Origin of the sequence: Methanoculleus sp. SDB, from assembly GCA_001412355.1 — an archaeon.
Taxonomy (GTDB): Archaea; Halobacteriota; Methanomicrobia; order Methanomicrobiales; family Methanomicrobiaceae; genus LKUD01.
Map to the genome: position 1 here is coordinate 1 of LKUD01000005.1, position 19,540 is coordinate 19,540.

At 56.5% G+C, this 19,540-nt stretch carries 13 protein-coding genes, 1 tRNA gene and 1 pseudogene; 7 read left to right on the forward strand and 8 right to left on the reverse strand.

The window, feature by feature from the left end:
• The 3 genes and pseudogenes from APR53_02005 to APR53_02015 all read left to right on the forward strand — a co-directional run bounded on the left by APR53_02005 (position 1) and on the right by APR53_02015 (position 6,557).
• Positions 1 to 527: pseudogene (locus tag APR53_02005) on the forward strand.
• A gap of 112 nt (positions 528 to 639) precedes the next feature.
• Positions 640 to 713 (forward strand) — tRNA-Val (locus APR53_02010).
• 552 nt (positions 714 to 1,265) lie between these two features.
• Positions 1,266 to 6,557 carry a hypothetical protein gene (locus tag APR53_02015; GenBank protein KQC05698.1) on the forward strand — a complete coding sequence of 1,764 codons (5,292 nt, stop codon included), beginning with the start codon at positions 1,266 to 1,268 and terminating at the stop codon, positions 6,555 to 6,557.
• 91 nt (positions 6,558 to 6,648) lie between these two features.
• Here APR53_02015 and APR53_02020 read toward each other — a convergent pair whose 3' ends face one another.
• A complete protein-coding gene (locus APR53_02020; protein ID KQC05699.1) occupies positions 6,649 to 7,683 on the reverse strand; it encodes a hypothetical protein in 1,035 nt (344 codons plus the stop codon).
• A gap of 183 nt (positions 7,684 to 7,866) precedes the next feature.
• Here APR53_02020 and APR53_02025 point away from each other — a divergent pair, with 183 nt between their 5' ends.
• Positions 7,867 to 8,751 (forward strand): hypothetical protein, encoded by an 885-nt coding sequence (locus APR53_02025; GenBank protein ID KQC05700.1) that lies wholly within the window; start codon positions 7,867 to 7,869, stop codon positions 8,749 to 8,751.
• 170 nt (positions 8,752 to 8,921) lie between these two features.
• Entirely contained in the window at positions 8,922 to 9,443 is a 522-nt protein-coding gene (locus APR53_02030; protein KQC05701.1) for a hypothetical protein, read from the forward strand.
• A gap of 531 nt (positions 9,444 to 9,974) precedes the next feature.
• Here the strand turns inward: APR53_02030 and APR53_02035 are convergent.
• Both APR53_02035 and APR53_02040 read right to left on the reverse strand, forming a co-directional pair.
• Positions 9,975 to 10,814, reverse strand: a complete 840-nt coding sequence (locus tag APR53_02035) for a hypothetical protein (protein KQC05702.1) — start codon at positions 10,812 to 10,814, stop codon at positions 9,975 to 9,977.
• Entirely contained in the window at positions 10,804 to 11,196 is a 393-nt protein-coding gene (locus APR53_02040) for a hypothetical protein (protein ID KQC05703.1), read from the reverse strand. Before APR53_02040 ends, APR53_02035 begins: the two co-directional genes overlap by 11 nt.
• A 486-nt stretch (positions 11,197 to 11,682) precedes the next feature.
• On the opposite strand from APR53_02040, the gene APR53_02045 reads away from it, so the two are divergent.
• On the forward strand, positions 11,683 to 13,710 hold the full coding sequence (locus APR53_02045; protein KQC05704.1) for a D-alanine--D-alanine ligase: 2,028 nt from the start codon (positions 11,683 to 11,685) through the stop codon (positions 13,708 to 13,710).
• A gap of 22 nt (positions 13,711 to 13,732) precedes the next feature.
• Here the strand turns inward: APR53_02045 and APR53_02050 are convergent, their stop codons facing one another.
• On the reverse strand, positions 13,733 to 14,176 hold the full coding sequence (locus APR53_02050) for a hypothetical protein (protein KQC05705.1): 444 nt from the start codon (positions 14,174 to 14,176) through the stop codon (positions 13,733 to 13,735).
• Between the two features lie 195 nt (positions 14,177 to 14,371).
• Between APR53_02050 and APR53_02055 the strand changes: the two genes are divergently transcribed.
• Entirely contained in the window at positions 14,372 to 15,295 is a 924-nt protein-coding gene (locus APR53_02055) for a nitrogenase molybdenum-iron cofactor biosynthesis protein (GenBank protein KQC05706.1), read from the forward strand.
• A 315-nt stretch (positions 15,296 to 15,610) separates the two neighbouring features.
• Here APR53_02055 and APR53_02060 read toward each other — a convergent pair whose 3' ends face one another.
• From APR53_02060 to APR53_02075, 4 genes are all read right to left on the reverse strand, one after another.
• On the reverse strand, positions 15,611 to 17,440 hold the full coding sequence (locus tag APR53_02060) for a threonine--tRNA ligase (protein KQC05707.1): 1,830 nt from the start codon (positions 17,438 to 17,440) through the stop codon (positions 15,611 to 15,613).
• Positions 17,441 to 17,515: 75 nt separating this feature from the next.
• Positions 17,516 to 18,079 carry a deoxycytidine triphosphate deaminase gene (locus tag APR53_02065; protein KQC05708.1) on the reverse strand — a complete coding sequence of 188 codons (564 nt, stop codon included), beginning with the start codon at positions 18,077 to 18,079 and terminating at the stop codon, positions 17,516 to 17,518.
• 24 nt (positions 18,080 to 18,103) lie between these two features.
• A complete protein-coding gene (locus APR53_02070; GenBank protein ID KQC05709.1) occupies positions 18,104 to 18,817 on the reverse strand; it encodes an RNA methyltransferase in 714 nt (237 codons plus the stop codon).
• A gap of 16 nt (positions 18,818 to 18,833) precedes the next feature.
• The gene (locus APR53_02075; GenBank protein ID KQC05710.1) at positions 18,834 to 19,520 is read right to left on the reverse strand and encodes a geranylgeranylglyceryl phosphate synthase; all 687 of its coding nucleotides are present in this window, start codon (positions 19,518 to 19,520) and stop codon (positions 18,834 to 18,836) included.
• Positions 19,521 to 19,540 lie beyond the last annotated feature (20 nt).

Sequence of the window (19,540 nt, forward strand, 5' to 3'; positions counted from 1 at the left end):
GCGACACGCTCCCGAACGGCGAGGTCATGCAGTACATCGCCGACAAGTGCAATGTCGAGGTTGAAAATGTCTCTGCGGTTGTCGCTCCGACCGCATCGCAGGTCGGCTCCATCCAGGTAGCGGGCCGCTGCGTCGAGACGGCGATTTACAAGCTCAACGAGCTCGGGTTCGACACGAAAAAAATCATCTCCGCCATCGGCACCGCACCGCTGCCGCCCGTGAAGAAGGACTCCACCCAGGCGATGGGCTGCACAAACGACGCGACCATCTACCACGGCCAGATCTACCTGACGATGAAGGCACCCGAGATCACGGACTATCTCGAAAAGATCCCGTCGAACAAGTCCTCCAGTTACGGCAGGCCGTTCTACGATACGTTCAAGGCCGCGAATTTCGACTTCTACCAGATCGACACTGCCCTCTTCTCGCCCGCTGAAGTGATCATCAACGAGCTCACCGAGGGCGTCGTCTACCACGTGGGTGCGGTCAATCCCGAAGTAACACTCCTGTCTTTCGGGCTTATATAAACAGAAAACAACCAGTACCGGGAGTATGGAGACATGCTCCCGGTTTTTTTCATTCCGGTCCCGGACAACAACACGTTTAAAAAGTTCCGTGCCGACATTACAGGGATAATCAGGGCTTGTGGTCTAGCTGGTTATGACGTCGCCCTTACACGGCGAAGATCTCCGGTTCGAATCCGGACAGGCCCATGAGAAACGAATGCGTTTTTGAGAATTTTTTTACCCGCCCCGTCTAATCGTATTCGCAAAAATCGTTCCATTGCACGACGCGCACACGCTCCTCATACAGCGTCCCGCACCCGGGACAGCGCAGAGGACCGGGAGGGCTGACACAGCAGCAGGGCGATCGCGGCGGGAGGAGGACGGAGTGTCCGCAGTGCGGGCAGCGCCAGACGGTCTGTTTCATGAATGGTATCTCGCCACGGCGGAACAAAAGGATGCCGAAATACGGGCCGTGTGATCGGCTTCTGCCGAAAGTTGCGGGCAGTGCATTGCATAGATTAATGAGTGCATATCCGAACCTTTCGGATACAGGATACGCGCGTCCGCTGGTATAAAAAGCCGTCCCAAAAATTCCACCTTCCCGTCCTCAGGGTTAATGCCGCCGGCATTCAGAGGGCACCTGCCCTGACTGACATCCGGCGACTTTTTCTGCAGTAAGGGAGATGCGAGTCACACGTTTTCAGAGCCACGCCGGCCGAAAAGCGTACCCGGACCCACAGGTGATTCGGAGAGAGGGAGATGAATGGGCAGGCAATGAAGAAAGCGCGGGACGGAGGACGGATTACCCCGGAAAACCGTATGGAACGACGAATAATCCCCCGTTGGATCTCTTTTTGGTCCATATGTGTGTTTGTCGTGATTTGTGCAATCACGCCCGCAGCCGGTGTGGACATGGTGCAGATCATCGTGACGGACGATCCGGATCCCGCATGGGTGGGAGAACAAATCGGGTATGAGATAGCGTACTCGACGATCAATCAAAATGTCATTGTCGGGTCTTTCGTTGTCGGGTATGACCCGGAGCTGTCTTTCGCCGGGGCATACGGGCAGTCTTTTACTCCTCCCCCCATTAACAACCCGGCCCTGCACCAGATCACGCTTAATGACTGCGGTTCTGCGGGATCTATTCAGGTGTTCTTGAATGTCAATCCGACTATCCAATCCCCGCAGGTGCTTACCTCCACCATAACCGCATTCTCCTATCAGGGCACAGAGCTGGGGAACACATCAATCGAGACCACCGTCATTCCTTTTGATGCGGATTTCTCTTCCAATGTAACCGGAGGCTGGGTGCCCTTCACCGTCGGGTTCACGGATATGACAGGAGGGCAGCTGCTGGACTGGATCTGGGAGTTTGGTGATGGCGGTGGAGATGTTGGGAATCCAAATCCCGTGCATGTTTACGACGTGCCGGGCGTCTATGACGTCACACTCACCGTGGTCAGTAATCAGGAAAATTCTGATACCGAGGTGAAAACGGGGTATATCACCGCCGCCGAACCCATCACAGCCGATTTCCAGGCGGACGTCCTGGCAGGCCCTGTTCCGCTGACCGTGGTATTTACCGATCTCTCGGGTGGAGAGCCTTACTATTGGGACTGGGATTTCGGTGACGGAGGCACGTCAGTCGCCCAGAATCCATTCTATATCTACGATACCGCAGGGACGTATACCGTTTCATTGACCGCAGGCGATGATTTCGGCACCGACACCGCAGAAAAAGTGTCATATATTACCGTTGAGGAAACCCCGAGCTATCCCGTCCACAATCTTAACACCAAACAGGACTATTCCTCCATCCAGGCCGCACTTGATGATGCCTCCGACTACGACACCATCGAGGTCGATCCCGGCACCTATTCAGAGAATTTATATATAATAAAACATGTCACCCTGAAGTCGAACTCAGGAATTCCGGCAGATACTATCATTCAGGCCCAGGATACTACGGATGATGTCATCGAGATCACAGGATCGGGGGTAACGGTTGAAGGATTCACCCTGACCGGCGCGTCAGTCTATGGCACAACCCAGCCGGCAGGAGTGTACTTAAACGACTGCTCCGGCTGCAGTCTCTCCAACCTCATTGTAAACGGCAATGTGCACGGAATACTTATCGAGGGTTCTGGCGGCAATTACATCGGTGACGCCACCGCCGACGGCAATATCAATAATGGAATTACGATCATTAATTCATCCGAAAACGCGGTGTACGGAACGTCCGCTTCCGGCAACTGGGCGGGATTCTTCCTGTTCAATGCCCCCTACACCGGTATTTACGGGGGGAGTGCAACAGCAAACAGCGAAATGGGTTTTTATGTCCTATCGGGGTCAGATGAGGTCACACTCGAGGATTGTCATGCCGGGGGCAATACAAACGAGGGCGTCTATCTCGTTCAGGTCAGCGGTTGTACCATTGAAGGATGTACCATTACCAATCAGCCGGTTGGAATTATTCTCAGCGGATCGTCGGGAAATTCGGTTTGGAATAATTATTTTGACAATGGCGTGAATGCCGATGATTCCGGCGCCAACTTCTGGAACATCACTCCGATCGCCGGATCATCGGTTATCGGCGGAGACTGGCTTGGCGGAAACTACTGGGCCGATTACACCGGAGCCGACGTCACGGGCGACGGACTCGGGGATACCGACCTCCCCTGTACCAGTTCGGGTGGCATTCTCTCCGGAGGGGACTGGCACCCCCTGACTCTTGCGACCATTCCGGCGCCGATAGCGGCTTTTATCGCAAACAGTACCTCAGGTCCGGCACCGCTTACCGTCAGCTTCACGGATCTCTCCTGCGGGGCTCCCGATGACTGGTCATGGGATTTCGGCGACGGTGCCATCTCTTCAGACCAGAATCCGGTCCACACGTTCATCAATCCCGGCACCTACACCGTCTCCCTGAACGTCAGCAACGCTGCAGGTTCCGACATAGCAATTGCTTCCGATGGCATCACCGTCACGGAAGGAGCAGAGGATCACACGCTGACAGTCGGACCCGTCGGATATGAATATACGAGTATTCAGGATGCGGTTGACGCCGCATCCCCCGGCGATGCCGTCCTTGTCCATTCCGGCACGTACCAGGAGAGTGTCACCATCCCTATCCCGAATCTCACGCTCCGGGGCGTTGACAGCGGCGGCGGAGTCCCGGTCATCGAATCCCTCGGCGGAGGCTATGCCGTCACGCTCTCCGGAGGCGGGACGACGCTCACCGGATTTTCCATCTTCTATACCGGCAGGGCGGTGTACGTACTATCCGACGACAACACGATCAGCTCAAACACTATCACCAGCACGCCCGCCGAGGAGTATAATTACGGCATCGTCGTGTCCGGATGCAATAATAACGAGATCAGCGAAAACAGCATTGTCGATAATACGTGGTACGCCGTCTGGATAACGGGCGGCAGCACGCACACGCTCGTATCCGGCAATTACATCAACAACAACCAGCGGGGAGTGTTCGTCTACGGCGGCAGCACCGATACCGCCATCGTGGGCAACACCCTGATCAACCATGAATGGGACGGAGTCTGCCTCTGGGATGCCACAGGGACTCTTGTCACAGAAAACCAGATTGTTGGTAACCTTTACGGCGTGGTGGTCTGGCCCGACACTCCATCGAACCGGATTTTTTTCAACAACATCGGCGGCAATGAGGTGAATGCCCGGTCGAATACGACCGCCAACGCATGGGAATCTGACGGGCCTCTTGCTTACGAATGGAGCGGCGGCACGTACAGCGGCGTGATGGGGAACTACTGGAGCGATTACTCCGGAATCGATCAAAACGCAGACGGAGTGGGCGATATACCCTATCAGATCTTTTATTCCGACGGAACGACACCGTCAGGCTCGGATCCCGCCCCGCTGACGGAGCCGTGGGAGAATTATCTCGTCACCGGGCAGGCATCCAATCCGCCGGAAGCAGCGTTCACCGCTTTCCCTGTCACAGGTACGGCACCCCTCGCGGTTCAGTTCACTGACAGTTCAACGCAGAATCCTACGGCCTGGCTCTGGGATTTCGGGGACGGAACGAATGAAACAACTGAGGCACCGTATCACCAGTACACCGAATCAGGCTGGTATTCGCCCGCACTCACGGCCTCAAACTGCTGGGGATCCGACACAATCGTGCAGCAGGACAGCATCAGGGTGTACGCCGCATACTACACTATCGGCTTCGGGATGAACGGCGTCAGCATAACCGGCACCGGGCCGGGACAGCTCTTCTCCCTCGACACGACAACGCCCCAAATCCAGTATGCGATAGAAAACACCAGCGTCACCGTCTACGGCCCCCCCGGAGGCATCAATGGAATCACCTATCACCTCAGTTCCCTCAGCATGGGGAATGGCATCATCTCCGGACCTATAGCGTCCGTCGATGTCCGGACACAGGCACTCATGACCAACATTTCGGGACTGGGCCTGATCTTCCCGTCCGTTAATCTCAGCCTTTCATCCATTCCCGCCAACGCCGCGCTTGAAGTGGGTATCATCGCCGGTGCGGGAAGCGGTCTGCTGGCAGGATTTGATCAGGCGGCGGGTGCCGAAGGCCTGTCTGCCGGTTCGGTCGCCTACTGCATGGACATCCTGCCGGTCAACCTTGCCGGTGTCATCACGAACGCGTCGGTGAAAATGGAAGTGCCGAAGGATTTTGTTGACTCGTACGGGGCGGGAAACATCAGGATCTGCCGTGATCATAACGGAACATGCTCGGTGCTGGAGACGATAATCGTAGAAGCGTATCCGTCGGCCGTATACTTCGAAGGGCTCTCACCCGACGGATTCTCGACATTCGGGCTCGTAGGGATGCACGTGCCGTATCAGGAGGAAGAGCATCACGGCCGGGATGATGATTATGTAAAAGAACCTTCCGGAGACGATGAAATCCCCGAGGAACTGGTCGAGCCCGACGACGAGGAGGAAATTACGGAGGAAAACGGTGAAAAACCGCCATCCCTTTCACCACCGCTCGAACCGGTCCTGCCAGAACCGCCGCAACCGGGCGACGGAACTCTGCTCGATTCACTCCTCGCAACCCTTGATTTCGAAACCGAAACGGTGCGCACCTTGCTTTCACAGAACAACGATGTTATGAGCCTCTGCTCGATGGTGCAGGAGGGCGGCGCCCGGGCATCGGGAATCGACGGAGGAGACGGTGGAAAACAGGTACCGGCGGGCGGCATGCTTCCCGCACCCATCCTCCCCATCGCAGCCGTCACGACGAGCCTCGCAATGAGCGGTGCGGTGGTTGCGGCCGGGTTTGTGGCGCAGCGGACGGGAACGAGTGTGGTATCCTCCTTCCTCGGCAGCCTCTTTGAAGAGCTCCGGCGGATCGCAGATTTCGTGACGAGCTTCATTGGTGAGCATTTCCTCGAGTTTATCGGTGAAAAGGAAGCCGGTTTCATCGGAATTTTCGCCGCTGGCGAAGCAGGCGCCGCCGGGAGGCTCTTCTCAGCTACCGAGATGGCAATTATCGGTTTCGGGGCGATTCTCTACGGTGTTGCCTTCCTCATTGCGGATCGCGCATCGTACATCCCGGTGCTGATTGTCTCTTATGTCGTGGTCACCGGAGTGGCGGTTGCCGGCCACGAGATTGCCCACCACGTTGTTTCGCGCCGGTACCAGGTCGATTCACGTGTCAGGATCTATTACACGGGCATGGTTGTGAGTTTCCTCACCGCCTGGCTCTTTGGCAACGTCTTTGCCCAGCCGCTGATGACCCACATCACCGATACAGAGCACCTCGGAAAACGCGAACAGGGAATCATCATGCTTGCCGGACCGGCGGTCAGTGTCGCGCTTGCCCTGCTTTTCCTGCTCCTTGTTCCCCTCGGCGGGTTCTGGGTGCTTGCAGGCACCGTCGGGTTTTCAGCAAACCTGCTTGAGGCGGTCTACTCGCTCGTGCCCTGCACACCCATGGACGGGAAGCATGTCTGCAGCTGGAACAGGTATGTCTGGGTGCTCCTATTCGTCCCGGCGATCACCATCTACCTCCTCATCTACGTTCTCTGATAACCCTCTTTTTTTTGAGAAGCACGTTTCGGCAGGGAAAAAAGTCGTTGGAACGTTCCCGGACGATGGGAAAAATATGGCGCAGGAGGCGTCAGTCCCGCATGTGCACATCGACCTGCATATACGGAATCTGGATCTTCTCTTCGATAAACCGCCGGTTTACCTCGCGGTTTATATGACTCCGAAGGTAAATCTCCTTTTTACAATCGTTGGTCCAGACTTTCATCTTGAAGTTGAGGCTCGATTCACCGAACTCCCAGAACAGGACAATCGGGGCGGGGTCTTCGAGAATATAGTCCATTTCGCGGGCTGCCTGATTAACAACGCCCCTCAGCACCTTCATCACCATCTCGACATCGCTGCCGTAGGCAACAGGAAAGTCGAGGACGACGAGCATCTTGATGTCGGGCATTGCATAGTTGACGATGATGCTATTCGTGATTGTTGCATTGGGAATCGTGATCAGCTGGTGATCAACCGTTTCAATCCGGGTGCTCCGGGGCCCGATGTGCACGACATCGCCGAAGTACTCATTGATTTTAACACGGTCATGCACCTTGAGAGGCTGGTCGACGAGAATGATGGTGCCTGCAAAGATATTTGAGAGGATTTCCTGTGCCGCGAGGGCGACGGCGAGTCCGGCGATGCCGGCACCCGCAACAAGCGGCGTAATATCCAGCTCGATGGTGGCAAGGATGAGGAGAATGCCGAGGAACCAGATGATATACCTGATGGAACGCTCGAAGATCGTCAGGATCTGGTCGTCGATATCCGTCTTGGTGCGTGCGGCGATGGCTCTTCCGTACCCGGTCACCGCATGTTCCGCAAATGCGGCAGCCACCCATGTGATGAAGAATATCGAAGCGGCGGCAACATACTTTTCCTCCAGAATCCAGGAATAACTCTCCGGGATGATGAAATAATATTTCAGGGCAATATAAGCCGAAAGAACCATAATAAATGCAACAAGCGGTTTTCTGCACGAAAGAACAATGATATCATCCATTTTCGAGCGCGTACTATCCGCCCGCCGTGCCAGCATGCTGCAAAAGACGTGCACGACTATTGCGGCTATGATACCCAACAGGATGATACCGATTCCTATGACCGTCTCCTCCAATACCATAGGGATTCTTTGGAGAAACCGCGTATAAAAGCTGCGCGCCGCCATCCCGGTTATCTTAGCGGATAAATCATAGTGATAAATCACTTAGATATTCTTTAATGATTATCATTAAACAAAAGTAATAAATATTATTCTGATGAACACTTCCCAAAGAGCCAATACATGCCACATTGTTCCGGAGACGTGCAGCCCCGGCATTCCAGGAGCCGACCGGGAGCACGGGTCCTCGCCATCACCATCCTCATCCTCTTTCTCGCTTTCAGTGCAGCCGTACCTGCAGGAGGTGCAAGCCCCGTTCCGGTACGTACGGGTTCCCCCGTTGCCGACGAACCCGGCGGGGAAATCCCGGTTGCCGGGAGTGTCGATGCATCCTACGTACTGCGGGGGGATTATGGCTCACTGAAGATCCGCCCCGACGAGCACCTCCTTCGTGAGCTCTCCGGATCACAACCCCCCTTTACCGGCGATATCGGAACATATTACCGGGAGTACATTGACAACACAGCGCAGGATACGGCCCTTGCAGCTGTCGTCGAAGCGATCGCATCAGGGGAATTCGACCGCGAGGATGATGCCGCCAGATGTGCCATCAGCCTTGTTCAGCACATCCCGTACCGCCACAGTGCAGGCCCGGTCCGGTATCCGTATCTGGCGCTGATCGAAGGCGGAGACTGCGACGATAAAGCGGCGCTGATGGCATATCTGCTCCGCGGGCTCGGGTATGGCGTTGCGCTCCTGTATTTTGAGGAGGAGCAGCATATGGCAGTCGGGATTCGATGCCCGGAAGAATACGGGTATCAGGATACCGGATATCTCTTCGTCGAGGCATCGATGCCGAGCATACCCGGGGACAGCGGCGGGAATTATCCTGGCTTCGGAAACCTCGTGTCGCATCCCGACATTCTGCCGGTCTCTTCCGGCCGCTTGTTCAATCCGTCGGACGAAGAAGCAGAAGACGCACGTGCATGGCAGGATATCAGGGACCGGGTCGAAAAAAGCACCATTGACACAATCGCATATCAGACATGGACTGCTCTGGCCGTGAAATACGGCCTGCCCATGGAATAGAGTGGTTATCGGTAGTGTCTGCAGGATTACTACCAAGAGCGGATTTCACCTCCGCAATGCACTCCCTTATATTGCTCTGAGGAAAAAGAAGCATCAGCACGGGGATTTCGCCCCGGATGTACAGCACGGAGTTGATAATGATGTCAAGAACCCCCGCATGGAAACTACTCATGCTTGGTGCTATCGTCTGCCTGATGACAGTACCCGGCATATCCGGAGCCACCCCCAACCCCGGCAACCTCGTTTTGGCACAGGACAGTGACGTTGCGGTAATCTTCGTATCTTCGAACTGCGGGTATACGAATCCGTTCCGTCTCGATTCCCCGATTTCGATATCCATGGGTGACAAATCGACCAATCCCGGCACTACGTTCAGTCTCGGAACGTTTTCCGCAGGGACAGAACTCATATTTGCCATTGAAAGCGATGACGGGACGTTTTACACGGGACCCGCATCCAGAAACAGTGACAATTACATTCACGCCGATGTCACGGGAAGTTACGGAAACTGGCTCATTTCATGGGAAGACCTGAAAAACGGCGGAGACAATGACTACAACGACATCGTCTTCCGTGCCATGGCGACGCCCGTCGGGACGCCGGTTCCTGAATTCCCGTCACCTGCGGTACCCATGATTCTCGCCGGCCTGATTGGCGGCTGTGCGCTTTTCGCCACGCGGAAGGCACACTAACTATCAGCCGGTTCTTTTTTTGAAAAATCTGCATTGCTACGTCCGATACTCCAACCGATGTTATTCGTTGCCCCCCGAACATTCCGCCATCCCGAAGGTGAAAGGTGCCGACGTTCCCCGGTGAGAGGAAAAGCAGGAACTTACTATTGATTGCGATGATAGAATGCTTCTCCAGGCCATAATAAGCGTGACGGCGGGCAAGGGACGATGATCTTCACTCCCTTACCGCCATACGGAGGGCGGAGCACCCCCCTTGTCACGCCGGTTATCGGCGCAACGACTGCGACGACAAAGCACTCCAGCGGGCCCTGCACCGCGAACCTGAAAACGGCACAGCACCGTTCTATTTTACCAGTAAACACCATATGGCGTTGCAATCAGCCGCCCGCCCGAACACAGGTACCGGGAGGACAGCTGCTCCTTTGTCGAGCCCGGGTGTCGCTCGCGGCGGCAGAATATCTGCAGGGATCGAAAAAAACCGGCATCCGGTTTCTCAGGATGCGGCAGCCGGAAGAGAAAAGAGAGGGTAATCTATCGCTTCAGAACCAGAATGGCACCCAGGAGCCCGATGATCATCATCATGGGCAGAGCAGGGGTGGGGAACTCGGGAGTGTTCACTGGAGGATTGTAGCAGAAATCAATATGGCTCAATCCATAGAAATCACCATTACTGGGGTTTACTGGTGCGTGCAGCCCGATGTCCGACATTACCACTTGCGGATAGTATACATATGCGTCTGCATTGGGCCCCCCTTTCACAATTACAGCCTGAACCTGAACGCCCACAGCCGACCAGTCAAAGTACTCGTTCTGATCTACCCAATAAATTGAGGTAATCGAAACGGTTCCATCAGGGCTTGTCCCGACAACGGGAGGGTCGAATTTATAGCCGTCACTGTAGCCAATATCTCCACATTCAGGGTTACCTGCATAATAATCGGGTACAACCTCGGTTGCTGCAACGGGTGCCGCTATCATTCCAACAAGTACCACCACGCATATTGCAAAGAGCATTTTTTTTACAGACATAATTTCCCTCAATGATACCCTCAGAGCAATCCTTAAACGTATTATCCTCATCCCCCATAGATATAAATCATTATGCCATGCGGATTGTATATCAGGAATGATTATCACCGAAAGCCCGAAAGTCCGAATGCCCGGAGGCACATTCTTTTTTCCGATACAGTGGTACACCGATCGGTCTTCCATATACGATTTCCGAGCCTGCCGGCTCTTCGTGCCCGTATCCTGCTGATCGGTACGGCATGACGCACCGAAACCGACGATGCGGGAACGACAGGGGGGAATCCCCTGCAACAGGTCGTCCCGGCCGGGCTCATCCCGCTCTGATGTTCCATCACCTGACATGCAGGAGGATATCCGCCTCATGCACAATCCCCCCTCCCTCAGCTCTCAGAGTGCCCTCGAGGGTAATTCCCGAAGGGAGGGTGGCAGGGACTTCAAGGCGATAGATCAGGGATTGGGGGTAGGGAGGAGCGAGCGTACCAAGGTCATAGCGCTGGGTGACAAACAGTGCCCGCACGTCGAGCACGAGGGTCAGGGTTTCGTTAAATCCGCCTTCAGGCACCACGGAAAGATGGTAGGCAATCCCGCTTCCCGGTTCTGCTTCGGTCTCCTGCGGCTCTATCGCAAGCGTAAAACCGGGCGGGACGGACGGCGTGGGCAGGGGTGAGAGTGTCGGCGGCACGGTCGCAACCGGCGAGGGGAGTGCCGATGCCGTTGCCTGCACGGGAGGAGGAGATGGTTCCGGCACGACGGGTCCCGGAGTCGGTGGACCAACCGGCGGTGCGCCGGGAGCGGCGATGACCATGACCGCGATTGCTGTCAGAACCAGAATCCCGGCCCCCAGACTGGACAGTAAATTTTTGTCAGGTCTCATCGCGGATCGCTCTTCGGCAGACATGGACTATCAGAGAGTCATGATGTACCGGCAGAAAAAATGACCGGACGACATCGCAATGCGCCGGTCCCGGCACACCATTATGCGCGGCCCTGCACACCCCCTTCGCAGGACGGCAGAGAGGGGTATTCGGGCCACAGAGCGATCCGGTGAACTGCATGGAATCCTGTCGCGGATGGTGGTGCTCCGATATCCTTTTATCGTATCTGCCTAACCGAATACTACCCGAATGATCGCTCAATACGGCATTCGCAGTACCATTGGGATTAAATTACAAAAATAATACTATTTATGCATCCGATTGGAGAATAAAGCATGAAAAACGAGTTGTCAGCTGACGACCCGCCCGATACACGCCGCCGTGTACGGCGAAAACAGCGGAGCCTCGGACAGGTCGCAAGTCTCGAACGCCATGTGCGCCCGGACTGGTGGAACGGCCTCTTCAACCATCTGTATCTGAAGACCGACGGCGATGTCGTGGGAGATGTCGGGATTACCCGTGCCGAGGTTGACCGGGCCCTCGAGATACTCGACCTCGCACCCGGGGATCAGGTGCTTGATCTCTGCTGCGGGCAGGGGCGCCATGCAATCGAATTCGCATCGCGTGGTTTTGAAACCTGGGGGCTTGACCGGTCCCACTACCTCATCCGCAGGGCGCGGTCCGCGATGAAAAAACAGGGCCTTCAGATCAGGTACAGGGAGGGAAATGCAAACCGCCTGCCGTACCGCAACGATACGTTCGATGCCGTTGTGATTCTCGGCAACAGTTTCGGGTATTTTGACTCGGTTCAGGAAGATCTCGAGGTCCTGAGGGAGGTGCGGCGGACACTCAAACCGGGCGGGCGGATACTGCTGGATATCGCGGACGGAGAATGGCTGCGCAAACAGTTCAAGCCCCGTTCGTGGGAATGGATAGACGACAGGATGTTCGTCTGCCGCGAACGGGAGCTCTCGAAAGACGGGCAGCGCCTGATCTCCCGGGAGATCGTCAGTGACGTCGAAACGGGCGTCATCGCCGACCAGTTCTACGCCGAACGGCTGTACTCCCGCGAAACAATGGCGGCGCTGCTCGTCGAAGCAGGATTTTCCCATCCTGAGATCCATGATATGCCCGCTGGATCGTCTCGAAATCAGGATCTTGGGATGATGGAGCGCCGTTTCGGTATCATGGCACGGGTGGAAAAGGCATGGACACCGGTAAAGGCAAAAGCCGTGCAGCGGACCCGTCATGTCGTCGTCATCCTTGGCGATCCCCGTAAGCCGGATCTCCTCAAACCCTGTGCGGTCTTCGACGATGATGATTTTTACACGATCGATGCGATGAAAAAGGCACTTGATACAATCCCGGGGTACCGGTTCACGTTTCGGGACAATCACGAGACCCTTGTGTCGGATCTCTCACGGATGAAAGGCAGGATTGATTTTGCCCTGAATTTGTGTGACGAGGGATTCGGAAATGCGGCCCGGAAGGAACTTCACATTCCTGCAGTACTTGAGATGCTCGCCATCCCCTATACCGGTTCGGGTCCGCAGTGCCTGGCATTCTGCTATGACAAGTCGCTTGTCAGGGGAGTAGCGCAGGAAATGAACATCCCCGTGCCCCGGGCATTATTCGTGCCTCCCGGAGAGCGCATCTTTGACATCCCCTTCGGATTTCCGGTCATTGTAAAACCGAATGCGGGTGATTCCAGCATTGGCATCACGCAGAAGAGCGTCGCATGGAACAGCGAGGAACTCACCTCGGTAATGGCGACACTGAAAAACGAACTCGGCTATGAGTGCACATTTCTCATCGAGGAGTATCTGGAAGGGGCGGACATCAGCGTCGGCATCATCGGCAATCCGCCGGATGCCTATACCGTGCTCCCCGTCTCCGAGGAGGATTACAGCGCCCTGCCTCCCGGTCTGCCCCGCATCTGCGGATATGAAGCGAAGTGGCTCCCCGAATCCCCCTACCGGAATGTGCGGTCCGTCGCAGCCAACCTTCCGGACGATACGGAAAAGATGATTGTCAGGTGCTGCATGCTGCTCTTCGAGCGGCTGGAATGCCGGGACTACTGCCGGTTCGACTGGCGGCTGGATGCGGACGGACGGCCGCGGCTCCTTGAGGTCAACCCGAATCCCGGGTGGTGCTGGGACGGGCATCTTGCATATATGGCCGGTTTTGCAGGCATTTCATATTCTGAAATGCTGGGAATGATACTCGAAGCGGCAGAGCTCCGGTTCTCGCGTGGAGCGGGAATTGTACCGGTGCAAACCGGGAACGCATCAATCCGGGTCTCCGGAGAGAGTGACGTGCCCTGCCCTGCGGCGGTCCCCCGGAACGGCCGGAACGGCGTCTGAGGGGAATATCCCCCATGCGTTTTTATCCGACGACCTGCAGAATCAGGCCGTAATTCCATTCTTTTGTCGTGTCGAGCGTGCGGCCCTCGAGAGGTGCGACTGCCGGTTCGATTCTGTCGGTGTACACATTTGTCGGGTACAGGCGGATACGATTGGATTTATAGGGATACGGTGCATTTTCGCGCACCACGTCCGAATAGGACTGCGGCTGCCATCCCGGCGCGACCGCATCAAGGTTGTAGGCAAAACCCGTGATGAGTATCTCAAACCCCTCGCTTGCCATCACGCCACCAATCCGGCTCGCGTCAAGCGTATAGGAGATCAATACCCCCTCGGTTCCTTTGCCGCCGGGAGTTGCACTGAATGTCACAAGAACGTCGGAAAGAAGAGGATCGACGATAAGAACCGGTGCCGGGGGTGCCGTTGTCGCGACCGGCGTCGGCGTCGGAGTGGGCGTGAGTACCACGCCAGTATCGTTGTTCGCACATCCGGCACACAACACCCCGCACAGGCACAGGCTGAATAGGACAAGTATACATCCGGTTCTGTTCATGGGGAGGTAATCTCTGCTCTATGATAAATACCTTCAGGTGACGTCCGTGCCATTCCGCCCGTTTCCATATATTTATCTAAGATTCTTCCCCAGATTATATCGTTGAGTATGTCCGCCGAAGAATACCCCACCGCCCGTGTGCAGGGAAAAGACGTTCCCTTCGACCCGGAACAGTTGCGGAGGATCAGGGAGCATCCCTGTTACAGCGAGAAGGCCTGCCATGCGTTCGGCCGCTGCCACCTTCCCGTCGCACCGAAGTGCAACATCCAGTGCAATTACTGCGTTCGCGACTTTGACTGCGTCAATGAAAGCCGTCCCGGCGTGTGCAGCGAAGTGCTTACTCCCACCGAGGCGATCGAGCTTGTACGGCAGGTCATTCGCGAGTACCGTTTCGTGAAGGTCATCGGCATCGCCGGGCCCGGAGAGCCGCTTGCAAACGAGGAGACCTTCGAGACGCTCCGACTTCTCAAGCAGGAATTCCCATCGTTCATCAAATGCCTCAGCACGAACGGACTGGTGCTGCCCGAGAAGGTGGATCTGCTCCACGAGTACGACGTCGGTAATCTCACCGTCACCGTCAATGCCATCGATCCCGCCATCGCGGAGAAGGTCTACTCGTGGGTGGAGTGGAAAGGCGAGAAACTGTACGGGCGCGAAGGGGTTGAGATCCTCCTAAAGAACCAGATGGAGGGCATCAGAAAGGCGATTGGACACAAGATGCTCGTCAAGATCAATACCGTCTACATCCCGGGAATCAACGACCACCATATCACCGAGATCGCGCGGACGTTCGGCGAGATGGGTGCCTATACCTTCAACCTGATCCCCCTCATCCCCCAGTACAAATTCGCGGATATCACTCCCCCGTCCCCCGAGGAGAAGAAAGCCATGCAGGATCGGTGCGCGCCCTATATCCAGCAGATGCGGCATTGCCAGCGGTGCCGGGCGGACGCAATCGGCCTGCTCGGCAAAGACGTCCAGAGCTGCATCTACAAGCGTGATTTCGCGAAGAAAGAAGAAAAGGACGAATAAATAATTACTTATCCCGAAATAACCTCTTTTGCGGCACCACCCGTATCCGCACTCTTTTTCCAAACGAAGGGCGGGACGATCCGCCTTAAAACATAACGCCGATCGTTACCGTGCCAATCAGCGCTCCGGTCAGTGCGCAGATCATGAGAAGGAGGAGCTCGGTCATATCGTCAACAATCTGCTGCATTTCCACGGATGAACACCGCCTCCGGAGCTGCACCGATGTCCGGCTCCGGACAGATAACTGTGCATAGGCCGCTTCACCATTAAAAGGTAATGAAATCCGTGCGTGATAAAAAAAAGAGATCTATCCGCTCAGATGAAACGCGGTCTTTTCGAGAGTTTTTTGGCCGTATAGAGCGGGCGGATCGGCATATCACCCGTCTCCTCATGCACCCTGGCTGCAAGCGCATCCACACTGAAAGATTCTTTATACGGCTTTTTCGGTTCCGAAAGGCTCCGGATAGTGACGGTCAGCGTGCCTGTTTCCTCTTCGCGATCACCCACCACCGCAACATAGGGGACCCATTCCATTCCTGCTTCGCGGACCTTTTTATTCACGCTCTCCTCCCTGTCATCGAGGTCGGCTCGGATGCCTGCACGGGTCAGGGTTTCAGCAGCCCTCTCCGCACATGCGACGTTCCGGTCCGAGACCGGGACAAGCCGCACCTGCACCGGGGAGAGCCAGAGCGGCAGCCGGGGAACGTCCTGCCGCGCGGTGTTTTCCAGCAGGGCACAGATGACGCGCTCGATACTGCCCGTCGGAGAACAGTGAAGGATCGGGGGATACACCGCATCCCCGTCTTCATAGTATTTGATATCGAACCGGCGGGCGCTCTCCACGTCGATCTGAACCGTCGGATTTTCTATCGGACGGCCCTGACCGTCGATAGCGGCGAGATCCACCTTGGCAATCCAGTAGTGCACCCGGTCGCTGAGAAGCTCGATGAGCATCGGTACGTCCGACATGGCGACGATCTTCTTAACCCACCCTTCGTTTTCAGCGTAAAAATCCTGTGTGCACCGGAACACGCCGGCAAGCGGAGTGGAGAGATCGCGACCTGTCCGCCAGCCCATCATCAGCTGCTCCTCGAAAGACGCAAGGGCGTCGTCCATATCGCGGCAGAGGGTGTGCATGTCGGGCATCGTGAAGGCACGCAGGCGTTTTAAACCGATGCACTCCCCCTTCTGCTCGTGGCGGAACGAGTAGGTGGAGAGTTCGTACATCTTCATGGGAAGCGTGTTCTTCGAGATATGCATGTCGTGCATAATCGTAAACATCCCGAAACAGGCGGCAAACCGGAGCATCATATTCCGGTTCCCGCTTGCGAACCGGTACTGCCGTTCCCCGAACTTTGCCGCATGCTCGTTGATCGCCCGGTCGGCGAGATCATACATCACCGGGGTTTCGACCGGCATGCCGCCGTAGTCGAGCACAAGGGAAAGCACGTAATCGGCCAGCAGATCGCGGACCAGCTTTCCCTTCGGCATCCAGCGGTGGTGCCCGACATCGCTTCTCGGCTCGTAGTCGACAAGCTCCTTTGCGCGCATCAGCTCCACGTGCAGCGGTTCGCCGCCTGCCGGTACGGCAAGCCCGGTTTCCTTTGTGATCAGCAGCCCGAGATCGCCGGAACCGAGGAACTCCGCGGGTTCCTTCCGCTCGCCGTCCGGGGTAAGGACGAAGAATTCATGCTCGACAACCTTTTTTTCAGCCGCGCTCTCCTCCCCGGGGGTGATTGTCCGGGAGAGTTCGGAGAGGGGATGGCCCTTGCAGACGAGCGAAAAGGCCTTGTACCAGCCGAACGGAGCTCTTTTAACCGTCAGCGACGTGGTGCTCTTCAGGCGCTCCTCTATTCCCCGAAGCACACGGACCGCAACATCCGGCGAAGAAAGATCGCTGGAGAGGTGGGCGTAGGGGTATACCATCACCCGGTCCGTATTCAGTTTTCCTGCCGTCTCGGCAATCTCGTCCGCCGTCCGGGCGATGATATCGGCCGGGTTCTCCTCATCGCCCGCCTCCACCGCACAAAAGGCGGTGAGCGCCTCGTCGAGCGCGTCTGCAGGGGAGATCTCCTCCTCCGCAACGGGGGTCTTTTTCCGTGCCTCGTAGGATATGTGGTCAGAGTGTATCAACAGGATTCGCATGCATAATCTCCGGACAATTGCCTCAAATGTGGTGTGTAATGGTATATATGTACAGGGGGGCGCCTGCACTCCGCCTCAGGGTGTTTCGGACCGCGGATTCAGGTCGTACCGGGAGAGGGTCGCCTGTCGCTGATCCAGGTATTTCGCATCCCCCTTTAAAAAATAGGGGCGTTCGGCCCGTTCTGTCGTGTAGAATACAAGCTGACCGATCGGCATGCCCGCATAGAGACGCACCGGCCGCTGGTTTGCGTTCGAGATCTCGAGGGTGATTGTGCCCCGGAAACCCGCATCAATCCACCCTCCCGTCTGGTGCAGTGCGATACCGAGGCGGGCGATGCTGCTCTTGCCCTCGATACTTGCCACGATGTTATCGGGAAGGCTCACGCACTCCAGTGTTTCGGCGAGCAGGAATTTGCCGGGCGGAATGTCGATATGCGCAGCACGGTGTTCATCGGTCCCGGCACGGATCGACACGGCATTATAGGGATCGATTATCCCGGCACCGGGATTGTACCAGACAAAGTGATCGCCGAGCCTGATGTCAAGCGAATTCGGCTGTACGAGGTTCGGATCAAACGGATCAACCCCGATAAAACCCCGGGCGATGCGATCCCGGATCTGCCAGTCAACAAGGATCATTGTATATACCTCTCGTCTGGTGGTTTACTTATTTTGGGTTTTGCCTTCTCCCGCGAGGTGCCATTCCGTCCTCCTGAGCAGGCCGTGCAGCGTGGACACTTCACGGGGAGTGAGAAGCGTTCTCGAAAAGATGCGCCGCATCATCACCATTGTGTTATCCCGCTTGAAATCAGGATGGTCGATGGTATCGAGAAAACGGGATAGGTGGTCATAGAACGCATCGAGCTCGACGCGCGATGCGATCCGGTAGGTGCCGCGGGGAAGACCGGCAAGTTCATAGCAGAGGATGCCCACGGCGTGGGAGATGTTGACAATCGGATAGTCGGGCGAGGCGGGGATCGTGCAGATGATGTCGCACTGCCGGATCTCATCGTTCGAGAGCCCCCAGTTCTCCCGCCCGAAAAGGATCGAGACCCGCCCCTCCACATCACGGATCATGGCACCCAGCTCCCGGGGAGTGAAATAGGGCATGCGCAGAGAAGTGCAAATCGATTTGCCGAACTCCCCTGTCGTGGCGACAAGGAGGCTGCTTCCCGCGATCACCTCCTCGAGCGTGCTCTGCCGGGCGTTCTCCAGCACATCGCGGGCATGGGAAGCGCGGGCGATTGCCTCGTCCCCGATGGACGGCGGATTGATCAGGACGAGCCTGTCAAATCCGAAGTTTTTCATGACGCGGGCTGCAAAACCGATGTTCCCCTCATAGAGGGGCTCGACAAGCACGAAATCGATCGCAGGCACGAAAGTTTACCTCCCGTCAGGAAACGGCACGCACCGTCGCCTTCAGGACTTCGGCACCCTCGTCGTATACCGCATTGCCGACGACGATGGTGTCGGCGTACCGTGCCATTTCGGAGGCCCGCTCCGCGGAGTTGATACCGCCCCCGTAATAGAGAACAGCAGTGTCGAGTGCGGCGGCAGCCGCCTGTACGATCGCCGGATCCCCGTATATCCCGCTGTATTCGATATAAACGATCGGGAAATGGAAGTACCGTTCCGCAACCGTGGCATATGCCGCCACGTCATCCGACCGGAGCGTACAGTCCGCACCGGTTACCCGGCCGACAGCGGACGCGGGATTGAGGACGATGTACGCCTCAGGTACGACAAGATCCCAGTGCACCCTGCTGTGTTTCACCCACGTCTTGTGTTTACCGACAAGCCAGCGCACATCGGAGGTGTTGAGTACGCTCGGCACAAAGAGGGCGTCGATACCCTCGAAAAGAACCGCTTCGGGCCCCGCAGGCTCCACGACAAGCGGGAGGCCGTATGCGGATACCTGTTCGAGCAGGCAGGAGAGGTTCTCCCTTGTCACGTTCAGCGTGCCGGAGAGCATCAGCGCATCGGTTCCGCTCGTAACGATGTCGGTAACCACGTCGGGATCGAGGTTCTTGTCGGGGTCGAGTTTTGTCACGTGGACCCAGTCTTTCCAGTTGAGCTGCATGGTAGTCACCAGAGTAGGGA

Bases quoted from the DNA above. Each gene is read 5' to 3' on its own strand.
- APR53_02015 (KQC05698.1), top strand. From the start codon at position 1,266: ATGAATGGGCAGGCAATGAAGAAAGCGCGGGACGGAGGACGGATTACC.
- APR53_02020 (KQC05699.1), bottom strand. From the start codon at position 7,683: ATGGTATTGGAGGAGACGGTCATAGGAATCGGTATCATCCTGTTGGGT.
- APR53_02030 (KQC05701.1), top strand. From the start codon at position 8,922: ATGCTTGGTGCTATCGTCTGCCTGATGACAGTACCCGGCATATCCGGA.
- APR53_02035 (KQC05702.1), bottom strand. From the start codon at position 10,814: ATGTCAGGTGATGGAACATCAGAGCGGGATGAGCCCGGCCGGGACGAC.
- APR53_02045 (KQC05704.1), top strand. From the start codon at position 11,683: ATGAAAAACGAGTTGTCAGCTGACGACCCGCCCGATACACGCCGCCGT.
- APR53_02055 (KQC05706.1), top strand. From the start codon at position 14,372: ATGTCCGCCGAAGAATACCCCACCGCCCGTGTGCAGGGAAAAGACGTT.
- APR53_02060 (KQC05707.1), bottom strand. From the start codon at position 17,440: ATGCGAATCCTGTTGATACACTCTGACCACATATCCTACGAGGCACGG.
- APR53_02065 (KQC05708.1), bottom strand. From the start codon at position 18,079: ATGATCCTTGTTGACTGGCAGATCCGGGATCGCATCGCCCGGGGTTTT.
- APR53_02075 (KQC05710.1), bottom strand. From the start codon at position 19,520: ATGCAGCTCAACTGGAAAGACTGGGTCCACGTGACAAAACTCGACCCC.